Annotated in this window: 2 protein-coding genes; both read left to right on the top strand. The window is 64.2% G+C overall.

Annotation, left to right across the window (positions count from 1 at the left end; genetic code table 11):
- The coding region (locus tag KDM41_15675; protein ID MCB1184868.1) for a hypothetical protein at positions 1-750 on the top strand (750 nt) is incomplete at its 5' end.
- Between the two features lie 19 nt (positions 751-769).
- Positions 770-1,480, top strand: coding sequence for a CpsD/CapB family tyrosine-protein kinase (locus tag KDM41_15670; GenBank protein ID MCB1184867.1), 711 nt, complete (start codon positions 770-772; stop codon positions 1,478-1,480).
- Positions 1,481-2,741: the final 1,261 nt, after the last annotated feature.

Raw genomic sequence — 2,741 nt, 5'->3', positions numbered from 1 at the left:
TCGACGGGCCAGGAGATGGAGAACCTGGGACTGGAGAACCAGCTCTATTCGCCGAACTCCCGCGAGTCGCGTGACGTCGAGACCCGCCTCGGACAGCTCCGGGTGCGGCTGAACACGCGCATCGAGCAGATGGTGGGCGAGCAGTTCCCGCAGCTCGGCTACCTCGAGCGCAACCAGGTGAGCCACTTCGTCTACTTCACCCTCTACCGCGAGGGCAGCCAGCGGGTGATCAACGATCTCGAGGCGAAGATCCGCGAGTTCCGCGACTTCACGACGCGGCGTCCGGCCCAGTCGGCGCGGATCGCCGAGCTGCAGGACGACGTGACCGCCGCCCGCGGCATGGTCAGCACCATCGAGAACGAGATCACCAGCCAGACCCTGAACCTGGAGGCGAGCGGGGCCGAACTGGGCATGCAGATCCGCATCCGCCAGGCGCCCATCCTCGACGGCAACGCCTACATCCCCGTCGAGCCCAACAAGATCAAGCTGACGGCCCTCGGGTCGGTGCTCTCCCTGGCGATCGGTCTCGGGCTGGTCGTGCTGGCGATCTTCCTCGACCGCAGCTTCAAGACGGTCGAGGACATCGAGCGGACCCTCGGCCTGCCGGTGATCGGGACGCTGCCGGTGATCCAGGACGACCACTTCGAGCGCAAGAAGAAGGTCCGGCTGCTGCGCTGGGCCACCATCATCCTGGGCATCATCGCCGTCGGGGCGGTGGGATTCCTGGTGATCTATCCCCGCCTCGGTTGAGCGGGGGAAAGGGTATCCGATGAGCACGAAATCCCGTGCCGGCTCCGGTGGACTCTTCGACATCGAATCGCCCATGGCGATCGAGCTGCGCCGCATCATGATCCGGATCGGCCGCAAGATCGACCTGGACCGCAAGCGCGCGATCATGATCACCAGCGCCGAGCGGGGCGAGGGCAAGAGCCTGTTCTCCCTGCACTTCGCCCTGGTGCTGGCCTACCACCTGCCCGCCCGCATCCTCCTGGTCGACGCCGACATCCGGCGACCGGTGCAGCACACGGTCTTCCAGCACCCGCTGGCGCCGGGCTTCGCCAACCTGCTCGGCGGCGACGCCAAGGTGGCCGACGCGGTGCGCACGACCAAGATCAAGAACCTCGACTTCCTGGCGGCCGGCGACCCGAAGGGGCGGCCGAGCCGGCTCTTCGGCGGGCACAACGTGCGCGACATGGTGGCGAAGCTGCACGAGACCTACGACATCATCCTGCTCGATTCGCCGCCCACGGTGCCCGTGAGCGACCCCCTGCACTACCTCGACGCCGTGGACGGCTGTCTCTTCATGGTCATGGCCGGCCACACGCCCAAGGACCTGTCCAAGCGCGGGGTCGAGATACTTCGCAGCGCCGGCGCGAACATCCTCGGCGTGGTGGCCAACAATCTGGCCGAGGTGCTGCCCTACTACTACGACCAGAAGTACTACGGATACGAGCAGTCCCGGAAGAAGCGGCGGGCGTAGGGTCTCCGCCGGGCCCCGTGGTGCCCGACAGGGCTCCGTCGGGCCCGGGGGGCCCTCCAAGTCGCCCGGTCGGGCACCACGGGGCCTGGCTGGGACCGACGTCCATTGCTTCCCCGGCGGGAAGAACGCTCCCTTCGCGGGGGCGTTTTCTGTTGGTTGTGTCTCGGAGAATGTGTCTGCAGGGGTCGCGGTGGTATGGACGGGGGCGGTTGGCCGGAAAACCCTCGAATTCGGGCTCAGATCGTCGTGCTTCACCTGTCTTGGTCGGCTGGCGCGGGCCGCGCGTACGCGCGGCGCGTGCCAGGCGGCTAAGTCAGGTGAATGCGCTTGTTAGGTGACGCTATCGCCGACAATCATCTCACCGCCCTAAGTACAGGCCATATAGTGGCCGTGAATCTTATGACACCAACACTTGGGTTCGGCCCAATCAAGAAATCGACAGTTGAGCCGACCCGAACCATGGCGTCGATTGAATAGTCCATTCCTCCCTCGCCAACGTCAGTTCGAAACACTTCGCCTCCGTCGATTACGATGACCGCCAGAGCTCCACCGCTCCAATTCGCGCCCCACGGCATGACTTTTCCTGCGTGACCTGCAACAGTAATCGGGCCTTCGATCGTGCTGGTCCAGCGGCGCACCGCCCATTGTTCCACTTGAGCGTATGACCCCAAGTCCAGCGTACCATTGGGATGCCCACCCTCTGCCCAAAGCGACGTGTAGTAGACCCCATCGATCAGAAACCATAGATCACCAGTCGTAAACTCTGAATGGCCGCTCAACCCGTTTACAGGGTCTCTACCATAATGCCCGAGCAACTTGTAGTCGGTCGACGGGTCGTAGTTCTTGTCGGCATCGGTGGAGCGATCCCAGTATCCGTATGTCCAGCCATTTGCTCCCTGTGTGCCGCTAAACTCTCGGACGGAATCAGCAACAGGCTCAGAGCGAGGGACAGATGCCCCCTGGCAACCCTCGGCCAAGGACAGACAAACTGTTAAGACGATCGTGGCGATCCAATGTGGCATTGTGCAGTTTCGCTTTGCTTTCTCGGCAGAAGTCTTTCGTAAACTAGTCGCCTAACAGGTCATTCACGGGTTTTGGGGGGGCATGTCCGGGTCCGGACACAATCTTCGAGACACAAGCACTGCCACGCACGGGGGGTGGCGAGGGCCACCGCGGCCCGGCCAGCAATCGGCCGCATCCCGACCCCTCGAACCACCCGCCGAGCCGATCCCCGGTCCTCTTCCCCGCGGTGCGCCGGGAT

The sequence above is a fragment of the bacterium genome (assembly GCA_020440705.1).
Lineage (GTDB): Bacteria > Krumholzibacteriota > Krumholzibacteriia > LZORAL124-64-63 > LZORAL124-64-63 > JAGRNP01.
This window is presented reverse-complemented; position numbering and strand designations above follow the sequence as displayed.

Coding starts and splice junctions, on each gene's coding strand:
- KDM41_15670 (MCB1184867.1), top strand. CDS start 770: ATGAGCACGAAATCCCGTGCCGGCTCCGGTGGACTCTTCGACATCGAA.